At 43.9% G+C, this 18,819-nt stretch carries 16 protein-coding genes; 1 reads left to right on the top strand and 15 read right to left on the bottom strand.

The window, feature by feature from the left end; translation table 11 throughout:
* Positions 1-73 precede the first annotated feature (73 nt).
* From LI074_RS01975 to LI074_RS01955, 5 genes are all read right to left on the bottom strand, one after another.
* On the bottom strand, positions 74-1,462 hold the full coding sequence (locus tag LI074_RS01975) for a hypothetical protein (protein ID WP_173697752.1): 1,389 nt from the start codon (positions 1,460-1,462) through the stop codon (positions 74-76).
* 232 nt (positions 1,463-1,694) lie between these two features.
* Positions 1,695-2,894 (bottom strand): MFS transporter, encoded by a 1,200-nt coding sequence (locus tag LI074_RS01970; protein ID WP_118633081.1) that lies wholly within the window; start codon positions 2,892-2,894, stop codon positions 1,695-1,697.
* A gap of 20 nt (positions 2,895-2,914) precedes the next feature.
* Positions 2,915-3,799 (bottom strand): shikimate dehydrogenase, encoded by an 885-nt coding sequence (gene aroE, locus LI074_RS01965; protein WP_022381139.1) that lies wholly within the window; start codon positions 3,797-3,799, stop codon positions 2,915-2,917.
* Positions 3,800-4,028: 229 nt separating this feature from the next.
* Complete coding sequence (locus LI074_RS01960; RefSeq protein ID WP_173697751.1) at positions 4,029-5,954, bottom strand: oxidoreductase; 1,926 nt, start codon at positions 5,952-5,954, stop codon at positions 4,029-4,031.
* A 134-nt stretch (positions 5,955-6,088) separates the two neighbouring features.
* Positions 6,089-6,931: a sugar phosphate isomerase/epimerase family protein gene (locus tag LI074_RS01955; protein ID WP_022381137.1), complete on the bottom strand. Its 843-nt coding sequence runs from the start codon at positions 6,929-6,931 to the stop codon at positions 6,089-6,091.
* Between the two features lie 298 nt (positions 6,932-7,229).
* Between LI074_RS01955 and LI074_RS01950 the strand changes: the two genes are divergently transcribed.
* Positions 7,230-8,138, top strand: coding sequence for a LysR family transcriptional regulator (locus tag LI074_RS01950; protein WP_173697750.1), 909 nt, complete (start codon positions 7,230-7,232; stop codon positions 8,136-8,138).
* A 151-nt stretch (positions 8,139-8,289) separates the two neighbouring features.
* Here LI074_RS01950 and LI074_RS01945 read toward each other — a convergent pair whose 3' ends face one another.
* From LI074_RS01945 to rpsU, 10 genes are all read right to left on the bottom strand, one after another.
* On the bottom strand, positions 8,290-9,078 hold the full coding sequence (locus LI074_RS01945) for a shikimate kinase (protein WP_022381135.1): 789 nt from the start codon (positions 9,076-9,078) through the stop codon (positions 8,290-8,292).
* Positions 9,079-9,510: 432 nt separating this feature from the next.
* On the bottom strand, positions 9,511-10,743 hold the full coding sequence (locus tag LI074_RS01940; protein ID WP_227218190.1) for a D-alanyl-D-alanine carboxypeptidase family protein: 1,233 nt from the start codon (positions 10,741-10,743) through the stop codon (positions 9,511-9,513).
* Between the two features lie 180 nt (positions 10,744-10,923).
* Positions 10,924-11,718, bottom strand: a complete 795-nt coding sequence (locus tag LI074_RS01935) for a zinc dependent phospholipase C family protein (RefSeq protein ID WP_119252691.1) — start codon at positions 11,716-11,718, stop codon at positions 10,924-10,926.
* Positions 11,719-11,736: 18 nt separating this feature from the next.
* Positions 11,737-12,306, bottom strand: a complete 570-nt coding sequence (gene scpB / locus LI074_RS01930) for an SMC-Scp complex subunit ScpB (protein ID WP_008704505.1) — start codon at positions 12,304-12,306, stop codon at positions 11,737-11,739.
* A 29-nt stretch (positions 12,307-12,335) separates the two neighbouring features.
* Positions 12,336-13,148, bottom strand: a complete 813-nt coding sequence (locus tag LI074_RS01925; RefSeq protein WP_173697748.1) for a segregation and condensation protein A — start codon at positions 13,146-13,148, stop codon at positions 12,336-12,338.
* Positions 13,149-13,215: 67 nt separating this feature from the next.
* The gene (locus LI074_RS01920; protein ID WP_055201381.1) at positions 13,216-14,025 is read right to left on the bottom strand and encodes a metallophosphoesterase; all 810 of its coding nucleotides are present in this window, start codon (positions 14,023-14,025) and stop codon (positions 13,216-13,218) included.
* Between the two features lie 58 nt (positions 14,026-14,083).
* Positions 14,084-15,118: a molybdopterin-binding protein gene (locus LI074_RS01915; RefSeq protein WP_173697747.1), complete on the bottom strand. Its 1,035-nt coding sequence runs from the start codon at positions 15,116-15,118 to the stop codon at positions 14,084-14,086.
* Positions 15,119-15,267: 149 nt separating this feature from the next.
* The gene (locus LI074_RS01910; RefSeq protein WP_173697746.1) at positions 15,268-16,467 is read right to left on the bottom strand and encodes a D-alanyl-D-alanine carboxypeptidase family protein; all 1,200 of its coding nucleotides are present in this window, start codon (positions 16,465-16,467) and stop codon (positions 15,268-15,270) included.
* Positions 16,468-16,710: 243 nt separating this feature from the next.
* The gene (cls, locus tag LI074_RS01905) at positions 16,711-18,198 is read right to left on the bottom strand and encodes a cardiolipin synthase (protein WP_173697771.1); all 1,488 of its coding nucleotides are present in this window, start codon (positions 18,196-18,198) and stop codon (positions 16,711-16,713) included.
* 189 nt (positions 18,199-18,387) lie between these two features.
* Positions 18,388-18,564: a 30S ribosomal protein S21 gene (rpsU, locus tag LI074_RS01900; protein WP_004222305.1), complete on the bottom strand. Its 177-nt coding sequence runs from the start codon at positions 18,562-18,564 to the stop codon at positions 18,388-18,390.
* Positions 18,565-18,819: the final 255 nt, after the last annotated feature.

Here is an 18,819-nt window from a genome sequence, read left to right as displayed (position 1 = left end):
TTGATTTGAATTCGAATAGTTTTGACTCCTTAAAAAATAAGAAGAACAACCCACGGCCGTTCTTCTTATTTTTTTATTTCATTTCTTCTAAATTATTCTCTTGTTCTTTTTTCTCAAGGGGATTCCAGTTGGACAGGAAGATATTCAGTCCGAAGCCAACTGCCAGTGCCCATGCAGATGCCCATGCGGTTCCCTGGGTTGCAAGGACTGCTGCCATAACGCCTGCGATCATCTTGTCTCTGTCGCTCTTGCAGTAATCCATACCAATTCTCGCACATACAAATGCCTGGAACATCAGAGTAATGGAAGAGCCTACTCCGAAGATGGGACGAAAGAAGCTTACTACAGGAATGATCAGCACACTTAAGAATGTGGCCAGTCTGAAAGAAGCCATCCCTCCGAGAAGGGACTTCATAGCTTTCTTTCCTTCTTTGTAACGCATGGATACGGATACAGTCATTCCAACCCATAACGGACCGGAAAGGGGAGGAAATGGTGCAATGATGGACAGGATCAGGTTTCTCAGACCGCTTACCAGATTGGAACGGCTGGAATTGAAATCAATATACTCATCATCTCTTGCCTGACGTGCCTCTGATACAAGGGTCTCTGTAGTGACAAAATCACCAAATGCAATAACATAGCACACCAGCGCCAGCGGCAATGCTTTGATAAACATAGATGCAGGAGGAATCCCTACGCCGAAGATACTCACCTGATCAATGATATCTTTAAACTGAGGAATCTTGATGAAGGTACCGATCTCCAGTCCCGGGGCATCCAGTTCGCCAACCAGAAGTCCTACTACCATTGCGATAAGATAGGGGAAAAGATTTCCGTATCTCGCAACAAGATCAAGAAACTTATTTGTTTTTCTCTTCTCCTGATATTTGTCAGAGAAGCTGATCAGGATCAGGAGACCTACACCTGCAACAATAGCCAGAGGATATTTGTGCATATTTCCATTCTCACCCAGCTGTCCTGCCATAACTGTAACAGGTGCTGCAAGAAGGATTCCGCCTTTGACAGAATTGGGAACTGCATGAACAAATTTATCCGCCAGTCTGGTCACACCCATAAAGATAAATACCAGACCTACCAGCATCTGCAGTGCGATCATAGCCTGTATTCGCTCTTTTCCCATGGGGAAGCCTTCCAGAAATACAATAGTCAGCGGCAATGTGGGTGTGATCCACCCCGGTACTACCGGATCGCCAAGCAGACTGTGAAGCAGATAAAGGAAGGTTTCAATAATTACACAGCTCCACGCCAGCTCATAAGGAAGCCCCAGATACTGCTCCAGATACGGAACAGCAGCCAGCGCAGTAACGCCCAGGATCAGACCCTGAATGAACTCAACAGATTCTATCTTGTAGTGTATAAATGGAAGTCTTATCTGAAATGGTCCAAAGGGGATGTAGGGCAGTTCATTTTCTCTTCTTTGTGTTCTTGTATGTGCCATACAATTTCTCCTTTTCAGTGAATTGTTAGATTACTTCTATATTTCAGCTTGTATATTCTATCTTTTTTGTTAATTTTTAGACAATCCAGATTTTAATAAAATCCAATCCGACCGGAAAAAATTTGAAGCTTGTAACGTCCAAACGTATCTTCAGTTAGATTGGATTTCAATATCACAGGATTTCTGTATCTTATTTATTTCTATCGCTTATTTATTTCTATCACTTACTGGCTTACTTATTTCTGTTCTTCTTTACAAAGAGGGCGAGCAGGATACCGACGATGGTCACTGCCATGTTCAGAAGAAGGATCATTCTCGGAGCACTGCTTCCGCCAACTTTGGTAATGTACCCTGCAAGGCTTAAGATTGTGTAGTTCGCGATGCTGGATGCGATCATTACCAGTGATGTTGCTGTTCCCTTATTCTCAGGGAAGAACTCTGCTGTGGTGGAAACTGCCAGCTGGAGAACACCGCCTGCACCTGCATATCCGATCACAAAGCCACCGATCAGGCAAATAAACGGGGCCTGGATAAAGTAACATAGGAGCAGCATGATAGTGGAGATTAACGGATAGAGGATCAGGACGTTAATCTCTTTCAGACCTTTTTTGATAAATGCTGCTGTTGCAAGGATGGCAGTTGCAGTTCCCAGGGCATACAGGGACTGGATCTTTGAAGGGTCTGCCATACCATAGGAACGGGCAAGTTCCTGATTACAGTTCAGCCATAACATAAAGGTTGAGGAGCTGGTGAATCCGATCAGAATTGCAGCAATCGCTGCAGGGGAAATCTTGTGTCCGGATTTCTTCTTATCAACTTTAGCCTGTACTTTCTTCTCTCTCGCCGGAAAAGGGAGGATCAGGATCAGGATTCCGTCAATGAGGATCGCAATACCTGCTACAATAAAGATTGTCTTATATGACATATTTGCAGATGCTACGATTCCGATCAGGAATGGAAGCAGAAACTGACTCAGGCAGATGGAAAATTTTGTAAACAGGTTGGCTACTGACGGGTTGTTTACATAGATTTCCATGCAGGTAGGGCTTACGCAGGTATCAAGGAAAGAGTTTGCGATTCCGCCGATCACTGCAAAGGCATATCCCATTGCCATGGATGTGGAATTGGCCATTCCAAAGAAGTATGCCACATAACAGAGCACACCGATAATTCCGCTCAGTTTTCTTCCGTATTTGTCAGACAGAGGACCGGAGAAAGGAAGGGAAATCAGACGTCCCAGTCCAAGTGCTGCAATTACAGATACTACCATACTTACATCCAGTGTGCCATCGGCCAGGGGCTTCGCACCCCAGGCAGCTGCAAACTCCGGTTTGTACTGCCCCAGGATAGAAGCACCGATTCCATGGATGAAATAAGTGAAATATGCTGCAAGGGAGGTGAAAATGAGCATTTTGTTTGTTTTCTGTTTCATTTTGGTCTCCTAGGTTATTATTACTTGTTTTCGTTTTCTTCCTGGAATTTCTGGTATTCAGCTGTTGGCATTTCCAGTCCTGTGTAGAGTTTGTAAGCTGCAGCTCCCTGCCATAACAACATTCCTTTTCCGCCGATTGCAAGCTTGCAGCCTGCTTCTTTGGCTTCTTTTACCATTCTTGTTTCAGCAGGATTGTAGACAACGTCTGCTACTACAAGGTCAGGGCGGAACATGGATTTATCTTTGATCAGAGTAAGCTCTTCGTGAGGTTTCATTCCTGCAAGTGTTGCGTTTACGAGGATGTCTGCGTTTGCAACCTCTTCTTTCAGTTTTGCCTCATCTGCCAGATCAAATACAGAAACTTTACAATCCGGTGTTTCTTTGCTCAGTTTCTCTGCTGTGGACTCTGCACGTGCAAAGAATGGGTCTTTCGGATTGAAGATAGAAATGGATTCTGCACCGTCTAATGCACACTGTACCTGGATTGCTGTTGCAGCACCGCCTGCACCGAGAACTACCATTTTTTTGCCTTTCACATCAACGCCATGTTCTTTTAAGTTGCGGACAAATCCGATACCGTCTGTGATATGTCCTACTAATTTACCGTCTTCATTAACGATTGTGTTAACTGCACCGATGATTCTTGCTGCAGGTGAAAGCTCATCCATGTGTTTTGCAACTTCGTTCTTGCATGGCATAGTTACGTTTGCGCCTCTCATTTTGAAAAGACGGATTGCATCCAGAGCAGCCGGAACCTGGTCTTCCTTGATGTCAAATGCCATGTAAGCATAGTCAAGGTTATGATGACGGAAGCTGAAGTTATACATTGCTGGTGATCCTGAGTGTCCTACCGGGCTTCCGATAAGTGCCATTAATCCTGTTGTTCCTTTAATTCTCTGTTCCATTTCCTGTTTGCCTCCTGAAATATTTTTGTAAAATCATTTTCAAGCTGCTGTCCGCTGATAATATCATACAGCGTCTCTTAACTGCAACTATAAAACGAATAAATTATAAGATTCGAAATTCGCTGATTTACTGCGTAAATCGCTACTTTCTCATGTTTGGCGGGTCCCAGGTTCAAAAATCTTATCGTGCAAGCACGAACGACTTTTTGAATTTTTGACCCTGATATCTTCATAATGTGGAAGCTACCTCATACGCTTCTTTCGTAGCATCAAGTGCTCTTCTTGCGCGGGTGGCATCGCCGATCACATAGGTATCCGGTACGATAGCTTTGATCTCTTCGCCGAATGGGTTGTAGTTTCTGAATCCCATGGAAAGGATGACAGAATCATATCCTCTGGATTCATGTCTCTGTCCGTCTGCTGTCTCGTACTCTACGCCGTCCTCATAGAATTTGCATACCTTTGCACCTGTGATCTCTTTGATCTTGTAATCTTCGAAATCCTTCATCAGGTAAACTCTATGCTCGTGGATCACGTCGGCACCTACAGTGTCTCTGAACTCAATGACTGTTACATCATGGTTCTGCTCACCGAGGAATGCTGCTGTCTCGCATCCCACCATTCCGCCACCTACAACAAGAACTTTCTTTCCTGCTGCTCTCTTGCCGTCAAGGAGATCAGAGCCATGGATAATTGCAGGATTGTCGATACCTTCGATTGGAAGGATCAGTGTTCTGGAACCGGAAGCAACAATTACGCTGTCTGGTTTCTCTTCCCTGATAAGATCCAGAGTTACTTCCTGATTCATTTTGATTGTTACGCCTGCTTTCTGGCAGCGTACGATATAGCTGCGGATCATGTTTGTGATGTCGCCTTTTCCCGGAGGATAAGCAGCAAGACGCATGTTTCCGCCAAGTTTATCACTTGCTTCATAAAGTGTTACCTGATGACCTTTTTCCTGTGCGATAAATGCAGCGCAAAGACCTGCAACACCGCCGCCGATTACCATTACTTTCTTAGCTTTTTCTGCAGGAGCAATGCCCTCAGCTTCATGTCCAAGGAATGGGTTTACAAGACAGCATACAGGGTTTCCTGCATACATGTTTGCCACGCAGCCCTGAAGACATGCGATACATGGGATCATATCCTCCAGTCTTTCTTCCTGCGCTTTTAATGGCATATAAGGATCTGCAAGGCTCTGACGTCCGAATGCAACCAGGTCACAGCGTCCTTCTTTTACCATTAATTCCGCAAACTGCGGTTCTGTATAACGTCCTACTGTGATCACCGGAATAGATACGGCACGTTTGATCTCTTCTACCTGAGAAGCGGAGAAACCGCCGTGTGTCACTGTCGGTGCCCACATAAATTCATCGCGGATGTGAACAGCTCTGGATACATGGATGGCATCCAGTCCGCATCCTTCCAGATATGCGGCGATCGCAGCACTGTCATGCACATCAAGACCGCCCGGTACTTCATCACAGCTGTTGATTCTTGCAAGAACTGCGATCTTTCCTTCGGTCATCTTCTTTACTTCTTCGATGATCAGACGGGAGAAACGCATTCTGTTCTCAAAAGAACCGCCGAATTCATCCAGTCTCTTGTTCGTTCTCGGAGAAAGGAAGGTACTTACCAGATAGCCATGTGCCATATGGATCTCAACTGCATCTACGCCTGCTTCCATGGCTCTCTTTGCTGCGAGGCCATAGCCTTTTACCAGTTCATAAACTTCTTCAGTTGTAACTTCCTTTGGTGTATCTCTTCCGCAGTCTGACGGAATACTTGTAGCTGCCTCGATCGGTGCACCTGCGTTCTTTGCATTTCCTTCAGGACCTGCATTCTGAAGCTGTACGGAAACCTTTGCTCCCTCTGCATGACAGGCATCTACTACCTTGCGGAAGCTTTCGATTGTGGAGTCATCATAAAGACATGGCTTGCGAGGGCCGCCCTTTGCGCCTTTATGTACTACTGTTGCTTCGATTGTGATCAGACCGAAGCCGCCTTTTGCTCTTTCACGATAATAAGCTGCGGACTGTTTACTCATGCTTCCGTCTGTGTTTGCAAAGTTGTTTCCCATTGGCGGAACTACGAAGCGGTTCTTTACTGTCATTGGACCGATGTTGATCGGCTGAAACATTGCATTAAATTTCATGTGACCTTCTCCTTTTTTCGAATTCTTTTCTATTAATTATTCATTCTCTATTTTGTGTTCATTCAGAATGCGGATCAGGCAGGTGTGGAGATTTCTGCCTGATCCTTTAATCTGTTGGTTTATCCGTCAGATACTTACTGAAGAACCTCCGGCCATGCTTCCTCAAGCACTTTCTTTGTGTTCTCATATGTATGGTTTGCAGCATATTCAAGTCCTTTTGCAAGGATTGCATCGCTGATGACTTCTACACCGATTGCGTTTGGTTTGATTCCTTTTTCTTTTACCATCTTAACGAACGCTGCTGTACATCCGATTCCTGTTCCGGGAGCAAGACGGTCATGCATGGATTCGTCTCTTAAGATCGTTGTTGCATATGGTCTTTCCCATACATCGTTGATCTGGATGGACACGATCTTGTCTGCAGGGATGTCTTCGATCACAGAAAGGTCAACCGGCTGATTTGCTCTTACCCAGTGCCAGGTATCCATGATCAGTTTTGCATTCTCGCAGTCAGCTGCCTTTACAACTGCCCAGCCTTTTTTCATATCCGGGATTCCGCTGTATGGCATTGGTTCAACACCGATGATGTATTTTCCTGCTCTCTGGCATAATTCTCTTAATTTCTGAGCAGTATATTCTACGGAGTAGTTTTCCATCAGACCGCAGTTGATCTGTTTTACGTCAAATAATTCACACATATGGAAGCAGAGCTGTTCTTTGTATTTCTGTTCGTAAGATCTGTGTTCTTCTGCCCACTGTACGATGTACTCAACCTCTGTTACTTTCATACCATGTTTGTCCAGAATAGCAAGAATGTCTTTGTCAAAAAGTCCCTCATTCAACGCATCTACATAAGTTTCTGCACGAAGGCCGATTCCTTCGTATCCTGCGTTCTTTGCAGCGATCACTCTGTCTTCAAATTTGCACTGATCTCCCAGTGTCCAGGAACTGATAGTAATTGGAAATTCTTTTGACATCTTTTTGTCCTCCTGATAAAATCGCATAATTTTTCTATTTATTTTGATAATATTTTGTATCTTTTTGATATAAGCATTATATATCTTTGTTAAATATAAAACAAATTAGTTCTATCCTTTAAATTCATAGATTTTTTCAATACATCATGATATAATCTACGTATATGAAAAATACAGCGCGGATTATTTGTGCAAGAGTGACTATAATTATAGTTTTCCGAAGCATTAAAGAACTATGAAAGCCTGCACATAAAATATAGTCACTTATAAAATACTTATCAGAGAAAGGAGTTTTTCTATGAACTTGTATCATCTGCGGTACTTTTCTACGCTGGCTCATATTGAACATTACACAAAAGCCGCTGATATTCTGGCGATCACCCAGCCTTCGCTGAGTTATGCGATCTCCACTCTCGAGGAAGAACTGGGCGTAAAACTGTTTGAAAAAAATGGAAGGAATGTTACTCTTACCAAGTATGGAAAAGTTTTCCTGAATGACGTGGAAGAGGTACTGAACCGTCTGGACTCTTCTGTGAACAGTCTGAAGCTGGCAGGTAAAGGGGAAGGCTGCATTGATGTGGTATTCCTGCGTACACTTGGAATTGATTTTCTTCCTAAGATCATGCGGGGATTTCTGGAGGAAAATCCTACTAAAAAGATAGATTTTAATCTGTATTGTGATAAAGTTTTAACATCTGATATTCTGAACGGATTAAAAGAGAAGAAATATGATCTGGGGTTCTGTTCCAAACTTGATAATGAGCCGCTGATCGAGTTTATTCCGGTTGCCAGACAGGAGCTGGTTGTGATCGTACCTCTGGATCATCCGCTGGCAGTAAAGGATGAAGTACGGCTGGAGGATACCATTCCTTATAAACAGATTATATTTAAGAAGAGAAGTGGTCTGAGACAGATCATTGACGGACTATTTGAATGTATCGGACAGACACCGGATGTGGCTTATGAGATTGACGAGGATCAGGTTGCTGCAGGCTTTGTCTCCAACGGCTTTGGAATCTGCGTAGCTCCCAATATTCCGATCCTGCAGTCTCTGAATGTAAAGATCCTTCCCTTAGTTTCTCCAAGCTGGCAGAGAAACTTCTATATGGCGATGCTGAAGAACGTATACCATCCACCGGTTGTGGAAGCATTTAAGAAATATGTGATCGAGCAGGCACAGAAGAAATGGGATTATAAGACCAGCTGATCTGACTTAATAAAATATCAGAATACAAAAAGATATGGGACTGTCCCGTCAGTCGAGACACCCCATATCTTTTTATAATAACCGATACATTCAATATTATGACTTGATATCCGGCACTTCTGATATCATAAACCAGATCTGTCATGTTATATTATTTTTCTTCATCCATGGTGCGGAGTCTGTGTACCAGTTCTTCGCAGATTTCCAGTTCGTTCTTGCCGTCTGTTTCGATGATAATGTCTGCTGCCGCCTCGTATTTGGCGCGGCGTTTCTCCATCAGATCTGCGATAAATGGAACAGTCTTATTGTTCTCGATCAGCGGACGGTCATGGTTATTTTTGACGCGGTCAAGGATTGTCTCCGGTTTTGCTGTGAGGAGAACAACACGGCCATTCTTCTTCATCTCTACTACATTGCACTCTCTCATTGGAGTACCACCGCCGCAGGAGATCACAACATTGCTGCGTGACTGCATTTCGATAAGCAGGTTTGTCTCAAGGTCACGGAAATACTGCTCACCGTATGTCTCGAAGATATCGGAAATACTCATTCCCTGTCTCTGGGCAATGATCTGATCCATCTCTACCACATCCATGGCAAATACATTCTTAAGGAAATCAGAAATTGTGGACTTTCCCGCACCCATGAAACCGATCAGCACGATGTTGTAGTTGAAGAGTTTTCTTGCCTGGATCCGTTTACTGTTTGTGCGGATGCATTCAAATACATCGGAAACCTCGTCCTTATGGCGTCTACCTTCCATTCTCTTCTCCAGCCATTCTTTCTGCTTCGCTTCCTGCTCAGGCTGTAAAATCTGGAGTCCGTTGGCTTCTTTATATGCCATAATGTCCTCCACGATCCTGTTACGCATGATAAGTGCATCCAGAATGATCTCATCACACTGGCCAAGACTCTCTCTGAGTATTTCTAACTGATTCATATCTCTTTCCTCTGTCTTTCCTATGTCAGTTTGCAGCAGACCGCAGATCAGTCACAAACTGCCATAAACTATTCACGAACGGCAATATATGAATGCCGACTGTTAAGATTTATTATATCAATATCGCTTTCGTATAGCAACCCTTTAAACCATTAAATTATTTCATCTGTTCGATAGTTTTTTTCTATGAATTCGACAGACGATTCTATGACAAGACTCTGATGACGGTTCTTTTATAGCAGTCCCAGTAAATAATGCATTTAAGACAGTTTAGCAGAGTGTGAAAGACAAGGAAGATATCTGCAGGCGTGCTGACGCACGGCAAAGATATCTGACGCAGGATTTCACACTCTGCTGAGCTGGATTAAGATGCATTATTTACTGGGACCGCTATAGGTTCCCATATAGCTATAGGTTCCCATATAAATGTATCTAATGGAAAAAATCATGAAATACTTTTTCAGTGTACCATTTAAAACTGATTTTTTCCACTGATTTCTCCGCATAGACCGGATAAAAATCTATCAGTTTTCCATCCAGGTAATAGGCAATGCGGCCAAGCTTCTCCCCCTTAAGAACCGGTGCACTGACTTTCTGTGGAATTTCTATTTTACAGGTTACAGTTTCCCCTTTTTTCAGAAGGACTTCTTTTTCCCTGTCATATGCGGTTACACTGCATTTACCTCTCAGATAGATTTTCGTTCCTATATCCTGACCATCTTCCACACCGTCTGTTACCAGGATTTTTCCGGTCTGTGGTTCTTTCCAGTAGGTTTCGTACTCATAGTTGTAATCTCCGAAGTCCAGCAGTTTCTCTGTGTCACTCCATTTATAGGTTTTGTGGTTGGGCCACCCACAGCCAAGGAGACTGACGATAAATGTTTTGCCCTCTTTTTCCCATGCACATACATAACAGTATCCAGCCTGGGAAGTATAGCCTGTTTTTCCGGCAAGAACTCCGTCTCTCATGTCAAGAAATGCGTTGGCATTATGTACGGAAAAGGTTCTCTTTCCTGTGATCTCAGAGAATGTATAGTCTCTGGTCTGTGCAATGTGCAGGAATGTTTCGTTTTTAACAGCATAGCGCATGATCAGTGCCAGATCTCTGGCTGTTGTGTGATGTTTTCCATTCGCATCCTCAGCATCCAGGCCATTAGGTGTGATAAAATACGTATTCTTACATCCTATCTGTTTTGCTTTCCGGTTGAGCATTCTGGCAAAGCCTTCCACGCTTCCCCCGCAGTGTTCTGCAATGGCAACCGCTGTATCATTGTGGCTTTTCAGCATAAGGGAATACAGAAGATCCTCCAGATAATACTGTTCTCCTTTCTGAAGTCCCAGCTTCACTTCCGGCTGGGATGCCGCATTCTGAGAAACCTGAACATAATCATCCCCCGGAGAGTTCTCCAGTGCCACAATACAGGTAAGCACCTTGGTTGTGCTGGCATTTGCCAGAGGCCGCTCTCCGTCCTTTTCATAGAGTACTCTGCCGGACTCTCCGTCCATGAGGACTGCTGATAATGCGTACAGTTCTGCCGGTTCTTCTGCAACAGGTGTCATGTCTACTGTCTGAGGTATTTTGTACTCCGCTCCCCGGGCGGAGGTGTATGTCTGCGTAAACAATAATACCGCCGTCACAACAATGACAGCGGCAATATGTTTCATTCTCATACTCCACCTCACATGCTGGCAATCCATGAATATCACTGTTCATAATTTACGGTTATTCACAGATCTGTTGTTTACAGGATATCTGCAGGATTTTGCTTCACCCTATAAGATAATTTATGCCTGCATGTCCGGAATATGACTGTCACAGTTCCGAAAAATATCGGGATATGCCCATTACCCGTTATAAGTCCGGTCCCATCTTTTGCTCAGATGATAAGCTCCCTCTCTTAAGGTATAAAGTTCTCCCAGATATTCCACAGCTTCAGGAACCGCCTCTCTGTAAAGCCTCTCAAGTTCAGGCATGGGAGCTTTTGCCTGCTCTACTGCTTCGGCAGTCATGAAATGTTCAATGACAGAGCCGATGGACTCTCCTCCCAGTCTCAGAAGTTTCCCCAGAATCCTGCGTTTTCTTCCATGGTCATCACACACCATGAAATTGGTAAGAATTTTCATCATCCTGACAGAAATATAAATGTTCATGGTTTTCACCAGAGGAATGGCCCTGTGGATGACTCTGGCATATTCCATCTTCGGCATGATTCCGCAGGCCGGATAATAATGGTCAGGATCTTTACCTGTCTCTTCCATAAGCACACGGTCAAATTCTTTCTCCAGAACAATGTGAGGAATAACTCCTTCTGCAGCCATCTTATTTACATAAGGATGACATGCGGAGTCCAGAATATAATGACAGCCAAATCCAAGAAGATATGCAAAGAGTGCCTCATCATCATTTCTTCTGACCTGCCGCATCCCTTCTTCAAAAAAGGCTCTTGCCTTCTCATGATGCATCTCAATCCCGAACTGGGTGACAGGATTCTTTGAAACCATATAGTAGAACAGGATATCCGGCCCATGTAAACCGATCCTGTACAGATCTCCATGTCTGCGGATCAGAGCTTTCATATCTGAAGGCAGTCTCTTATATACTTCTTTTCCAAATAAATCATGTGCATATGTGGTTGGCATTATTTTTTCTCCTTTATCTTACACATCCAGTTTCAGCTGGATTTCTTCCTCTGCCTCTGCCTTAAAGTCCTCTATCTGGACAGGGTCAGGGACAGGCAGGGATTCCAGATCCTGTACGCCGAAGCAGCGCAGAAACTCTTCCGTGGTCCCGAGCAGGATCGGACGTCCGGGGGCATCCAGACGCCCAAGTTCCCTGACCAGACTGTATTCTACCAGCTTGTTGATGGCGTGGTCACATTTTACCCCTCGGATCTTCTCGATCTCCGCCTTTGTAACCGGCTGTTTGTATGCAATGATGGATAAGGTTTCCAGCATAACATCTGACAGTGCCGGTTTCTGAGGATGCAGGGCAATATTGATCAGATACTGATAATATTCTTTCTTTGTACACATCTGGAAAGAATTCTCCAGTTCTATGATCTGGATGCCTCTGTTCTCTTCCTGATAACGGTCCATCATATTGCGGATGATCCTTCCTGTTGTCTTCTCGTCCACACCGATGGCTCTGGCGATCCGGGGCAGTTCTACGGAACCGCCCATTGCAAAAAGTATTGCTTCTATCGCAGCTTCTGTCTCCTTAATCTTCACTCAGTCTTCCTCATTCCTTATCCTTTTTATTACATATTGATTTCTGTATTCTGCGGTTCATCTTCCGCAAATTCCGTAAGATTCTTCCATGTGTCCGGATCTGTCTGTACTTCAACAGAGATATCATCGAACAGCCCGTCCTGCTCCACGTGGATGTATCCCATTTTCATCAGTTCCAGTATGGAGAGAAAGGTGACGATCACCTGTACTTTCGAGCACTGACTCTCCAGGAGATTCCGGAAGCTGAATTTTTGATGGGTACGGGCAAAATCTTTGATCTCTATCATCTTATCAGACAGACTGACCTCTTCCTTCTCGATGGTTCCGAATTTGCTTCGGATAGGATCGACCTTGTCTTCCTGCCTGCGGATGATAGACTTGTAGATTGCATTCAGCTTCTCCAATGTGAGACCTGCCAGAAGTTCCTTTGGATCTACAGGCTCTCTGTACTGCAGTACCTCATCGGGAAGAGTGGGCTCTTTAAAGAATACATTTGCCGCATCGTCCATCTTGTCCTTCAGTTCATAGGACATAAACTTATACATCTTATATTCCAGAAGTTTCTCCACCAGTTCCGCTCTTGGATCTTCCTCTTCTCCCTCCTCATTGACTTCTTTCGGGAGAAGCATTTTACACTTGATATCCAGCAATGTGGCTGCCATAACCATAAACTCGCTCATGACACCAAGGTCTTCCCGCTCCATGGCATGGATGTATTCCATATACTGATCTGTGATCTCCACGATGGGGATATCATAGATATCTATTTTATTTTTTTCGATAAGGTGCAGTAAGAGATCCAGAGGACCTTCAAATACTTCCAGCTTTACCGGAATTCCCATAGCACAGTCTTTTCCTTTTCAAGTAAATATTTCGCTGCCATACAGTCAGCAGACAGTAACAATATTCTCAGGCATTCGGTTTCAGATCCACCATCAGCAATTCTCTGGGATTATGGATCCTTACAGGTATAGTGTGTTCCCCTGCTCCTGCGCTTACCAGCATATGCTGTTCCTTCCTGTGGAAATCTCCGCAGCAGAACTTCGGAAATGGATGAAGCTGTGGGGAAAGCAGCCCATTGTGCCTGCCAATTCTTACAATCCCTCCATGATAATGCCCGCTCAGGATCAGATCTGCCCCCCAGTCAAAATAGGTATCTCCATATTTGGGACTGTGAGCCAGAAGAATATTCAGGGAATCGGAAGATGGTTCTCCGATCAGTTCTCTGACTTCCTCTCTTTTAAGCTGTGGAGAAAATGGCTTTTTATAATAGATCAGAGGTACTTCCAGACCATAGACAGTAAGGCTGGTTTTTCCCACCTGCAGGCTGCAGGATTCATTATGCAGGATATGGATCCCGGCTGTCTTCAGCTCCTTTTCATATTCCTGATATCGGGCTGCCATACAGTTCTCCTGAGGATCTGTCCTGTACAGCTTATATTCATGGTTTCCCAGTGCATAATAAACAGGATACTGCTGAGCCAGGCTCCGCAGAAGAGATGATGCAGTCTTTAAAGAAGCAGAATCATTTCTCACGATCATATCACCGGCAATGAGAATCCCATCCGGTCTGTACCGGTGGATCGTCTCCAGAAGCTTTCTGTTATCAGGGCCAAATTCCATGCCATGAAGATCTGCGAGCACCGCAAATCTGATGCCTCTCGCATCCTTTATTTTGTTAGAATGGATTGTATAATGTACGGTTTTAAATCTTTTCATGCAAGTTTTCTTTTCCCTTTATGTTCACTTTGTGTCTGACAACGCATTCTGCGGGATATTATTTTCCGAATCCGCAGTTCGGGAATGTACAGACATCACAGTTCAGGCAGAGTCCACCCTCTCCAAGTTGGTTAATCTCTGATAATGTAATCTCATCATCTGCCATCAGTCTCGGCAGAAGCAGATCAAAGATGGTATTCTTTGCATACATAACACATCCCGGAAGCCCAAGGATCGGTATCTGCCTGCCGTCTTTCTCATAATAGGAAACCAGCATCATAGCTCCCGGAAGTACGGGTGCACCGTAGGATACGATGCGGGTTCCTGTTGCTTTGATCGCACCCGGAGTTCTGTCATCCGGATCTACGCTCATTCCACCGCTGCAGACTACCATATCGGCTCCCTCTTCGATAAATTTCAGGATATCGGCTGTTATCTGTTCCATATTATCACCCGGTTTTGTCTGACCGATGACCTCTGATGGAAATTTTGCAAATTTATCTCTCAGTACAGGAGTGAAGGTGTCAGTGATCAGACCTTTCTGCACTTCACTTCCTGTTGTTACGATACCCACCTTTTTCTTCTTATATGGCAGAATGGAAAAGATCGGCTCTGTGCCTGCCACCTCTGCTGCACGATCCATTTTCTCCTTCTCGATCACCAGAGGGATAATTCTGGTTCCTGCAAGTTTGTCGCCCTTCTTTACAGGAAAATCTCCATGGCGGGATGCGATCATCATCTCTCCAAGTGAATTGACAGCCAACAGAGCTTCCCTGCGGATCTTAAGCACTCCGTCAATGTCTGCGATCAGCTCGATCTTTCCCTCTTTTATATCAGAACCATGCATGGTGTCCGAATCTCCGGCACAGATCTTATAAAGGATCTCTGCGCCTTCATTCTCATGAAGGATTCCTTCTTTCTTCTCCCACACATATAAATGTTCTTTTCCTACAGAGAGTAACAGAGGAATATCCTCTTCTCTGACAATATGACCTTTCTTAAAAAGCACCCCTTTTTTTACATCTTTGATAATCTGTGTGATGTCATGGCATAAAATGTGCCCTACGGCATCTTCTGTACGGATTTCTTTCATTATATAGTACCTTCCTTTTGTTTTTATTTCCCTCAATACCCATTTGGATTTTATTATACATCGGATTGCTGTCCTTTGTCAAAAAATTATAAAACTGTCCAAAATACTTTTTGTTTACAGGTTACTGTTCACTCTGTTCTCAGTAACGTTTACAATCTCATGACGACTTTTTTCAGGCAGTCCGGATATGTGGCTTTTCCTGCATTTTCCCCGTAAAGGATCCGCACTCTTCCCAGTTCCTTCCCATCGACGGAATAGATCATCTCCCCTGCCAGGGTGTTCTTTTTCACCGGGGCCTTTACTTCCCTGTGGATTCTCAGCTTTCTTTTTACATTCCCGATATTCTGTCCTGTGGTATCCAGATAGTGGAACTGTTCTTCATAAACCAGGGAAACCGTCTTTTTCTTTCCATTTCTGACCGGGATCTCAGGCAGAGCTTCCATTTTCTTATCTATGTACAGACTGCATTTTGAAAAGCCATAATTTAACATGGAGGCTGCATCTTTAAATCGCACTTTATAGTCCGGGGCTGCCATCACTACTGCAATCAGAGTAATATCATTTCTTTTTGCGACTGCGCTGAGGCAGTATTTTGCAATACTGGTGCTTCCTGTTTTCAGGCCGACACAGCCCTCATAGCTGCGGATCAGTTTGTTGGTATTGGTAAGTCCGAATTCCTTTGTCCCCTGCCTGGTCACATGGGTGATATTTTCCATCCATATGGAAGAATATTCCAGAATTTTCGGATATTTTGTGATCAGTTCCCTGCTCATGATGGCAATGTCCCTGGCTGTTGTGTAATGATCGGGAGATTCTGTCAGACCACAGCAGTCTTCAAAATGAGTATTTTTCATCCCAAGTCCTTCTGCCCGTTCATTCATGTGGCGAACAAATTCCTGCTCACTGCCGCAGATATGCTCTGCCATTGCTACGCTGGCATCATTTCCTGACGCGATTACAATGCATTTGATCAGGGTTTCCACTGTCTGGATTTCCCCCTCCTCCAGAAACACCTGAGAACCGCCCATTGACTTTGCATGGGCACTGGTTGTGACTGTGTCGTCCATTTTCAGGCTGCCTTTATCCAGAGCATCAAAGATCAGGATCAGAGTCATGATCTTCGTGATACTGGCAGGGCTTCGTCTGGTATCCGCATCCTTCTGATAAACGACTGTTCCTGTCTGCGCTTCCATTAAGATTCCTGATGGTGCTTCAATAAGATCTGTGGATTCTGCCTGTTTAGTATTGCTTTCCTCGGGCAAAAAGATTCCGGCGGCATACACGGGTGCAGTGATGGTGCAGACCATGATAAGTATAGCGCATATTATGGAGATCCATTTTTTTCGCATATTCTCTCTCCGATCAATGTACCGACAGACTGATTGCCGGCACACTGAGACTACTGTTTTTATTCATTATATAGCAATCCAATAAAATAATGCGTAGATACTATGGCAATTCTGTAAAATACCGTATAGGATCCAATCCATACGGAGCACAGTACAATCAGGCAAATATTCTCAATCCGATACCTGATCATAATCAGATAAAAAGCACTGAAAACCATAAAAATATGATTTTCAGTGCTCATTTTACATCAGCGGCGCAAATGCGCGGAAAATATTCTGCATGATACGCAGCCCTATATTTCTGTTCTGGCAGAATTCCGGTTCTATCTGCCTGCAATATTCCATAGTCTGGATAAAATCATCTTTGATATCCTGTATTACTCTGTTTCTGTAGATCCATACACCATCCTCAAAATGAAGATAAAGACTTCGATAGTCCAGGTTGATGGTTCCCACAACTCCAATCTCATCATCACTCACAAAGGATTTTGCGTGAAGGAAACCGGGCTGATATTCATAAATCTTTACACCGGCTTCCAGAAGCTGCCTGTAATAGGACTGGGTAAGGATAAATACCAGCTTCTTGTCAGGGATTCCCGGCGTCATAATACGCACATCCACCCCGCTTTTGGCTGCCAGACAGAGGGCAGTCATCATCTCATTGTCTATGATCAGATAAGGAGTACAGATATATACATATTTTTTTGCTTTGTTGATAATGTTCAGATATACATCTTCACCGACAACCTCCTCATCCAGAGGTGTATCACAGAATGGCTGGACAAATCCGTCACTCTCAAATTCTCCCTCATGATATCTGTGGGGAAAATAGGCTTCATAATCAATACTTTCTTCAGATCTGCCGATCACCGTCCACATATGGAGAAACATTACCGTCATATTCCAGACAGCTTCTCCCTTGAGCATAACAGCGGTATCCTTCCAGTGTCCGAAACGCTCTTTCTGGTTGATATATTCATCTGCAAGATTGATGCCTCCCGTAAATCCAACCCATCCGTCAATAATGCAGAGCTTCCTGTGATCCCGGTTATTCTGGATAATGTTCAGAATGGGACGGAAAGGATTAAATACCTGACATTTGATTCCCTTTTTCTGAAGTTCTTCATAATATTTATGGGGAAGTGTTGTGAGACAGCCAAATCCATCATAGATCAGGCGCACATCCACACCCTCCGCAGCTTTCTTTTCCAGAATATTCAGGATTGTCTGCCACATCACCCCATCATTGATAATGAAATATTCAATAAAAATGTATTTCTTCGCCTGTTTCAGTTCCCTCACAAGCACCGGGAACATATCATCTCCTACCTGAAAATACTCTGCAGTTGTGTTCTCATGGACCGGAAATCTGGAAACATCCGAAATATATCTGGACTGATTTGAAGCCGAGGGATCCAGAGCCTCCAGCTTCTGCCTCGTCTGTGGCCGATCCCGCAGATACTCCCTGCTCTCCTCAATCCTCTGTTCAAAATGCTGCTGCATGATCGCAGCGATCCTGGAACGTCCAAATACAAAATATAATACCACTCCAAGAATTGGCAGGATCAGGATCAGCATTGTCCAGGCCAGTTTGTAGGAAGGATTTATTTCCTTATTCAGGATCCATAATACCAGCACAATACCTATCAGCCTCAATCCGATATCAATATATCTGGAATAAGCGGCCAGACGCAGTACCATCATTAAGATCCATCCGAGCTGGACAAGCATTGCAACCGCAACATAAAAGATTCTGTTGAAAATCAGCTTTGCCAGTTTTTTAAACAGTAAAAGGATCCAGTTTTTCTTTTCTTTAAGTATTTTGTTATTTTCTGCCTTCAAGATTACTTCCTTCCCCTGATTATTGTCCAAATTATGATAAAAATCCCTGACAGAACTGCCAGGGATTTTTGCGCACAATTAATTATATTTACGTTTTCTTGCGGCTTCAGATTTCTTTTTACGACGAACGCTTGGTTTCTCGTAATGCTCTCTTTTGCGGATTTCCTGCTGGATTCCTGCTTTTGCACAGCTTCTCTTGAATCTGCGAAGAGCGCTATCTAAAGTCTCGTTCTCTTTTACGATTACGTTTGACATAGACTCACACCTAACCTCCCTCCAGTTGTAGATTGTGCTAAAATACAACTGTCTGGGTATTTTTTCTTGCACAAGTGATATTATATATCATTGCCTGTGGGTTCGTCAACATCTTTTTGGTTAAATTTTGCAGATTTTTTTAGTTACTATTCACACGCCACTATCCCGCGAGGTGTTTTGGCATGTATATGCCAAAATCCCGAGACATACCGCGCGAATTTATGCGATTAGCATAAATTCTGTGCATCGCGAAGC

It is taken from the genome of Blautia sp. MSK18_10 (genome assembly GCF_020553185.1).
Lineage (GTDB): Bacteria > Bacillota > Clostridia > Lachnospirales > Lachnospiraceae > Blautia_A > Blautia_A wexlerae.
The sequence above is the reverse complement of the archived record's forward strand: the minus strand, read 5'-3'. Positions and strand labels throughout refer to the sequence as shown.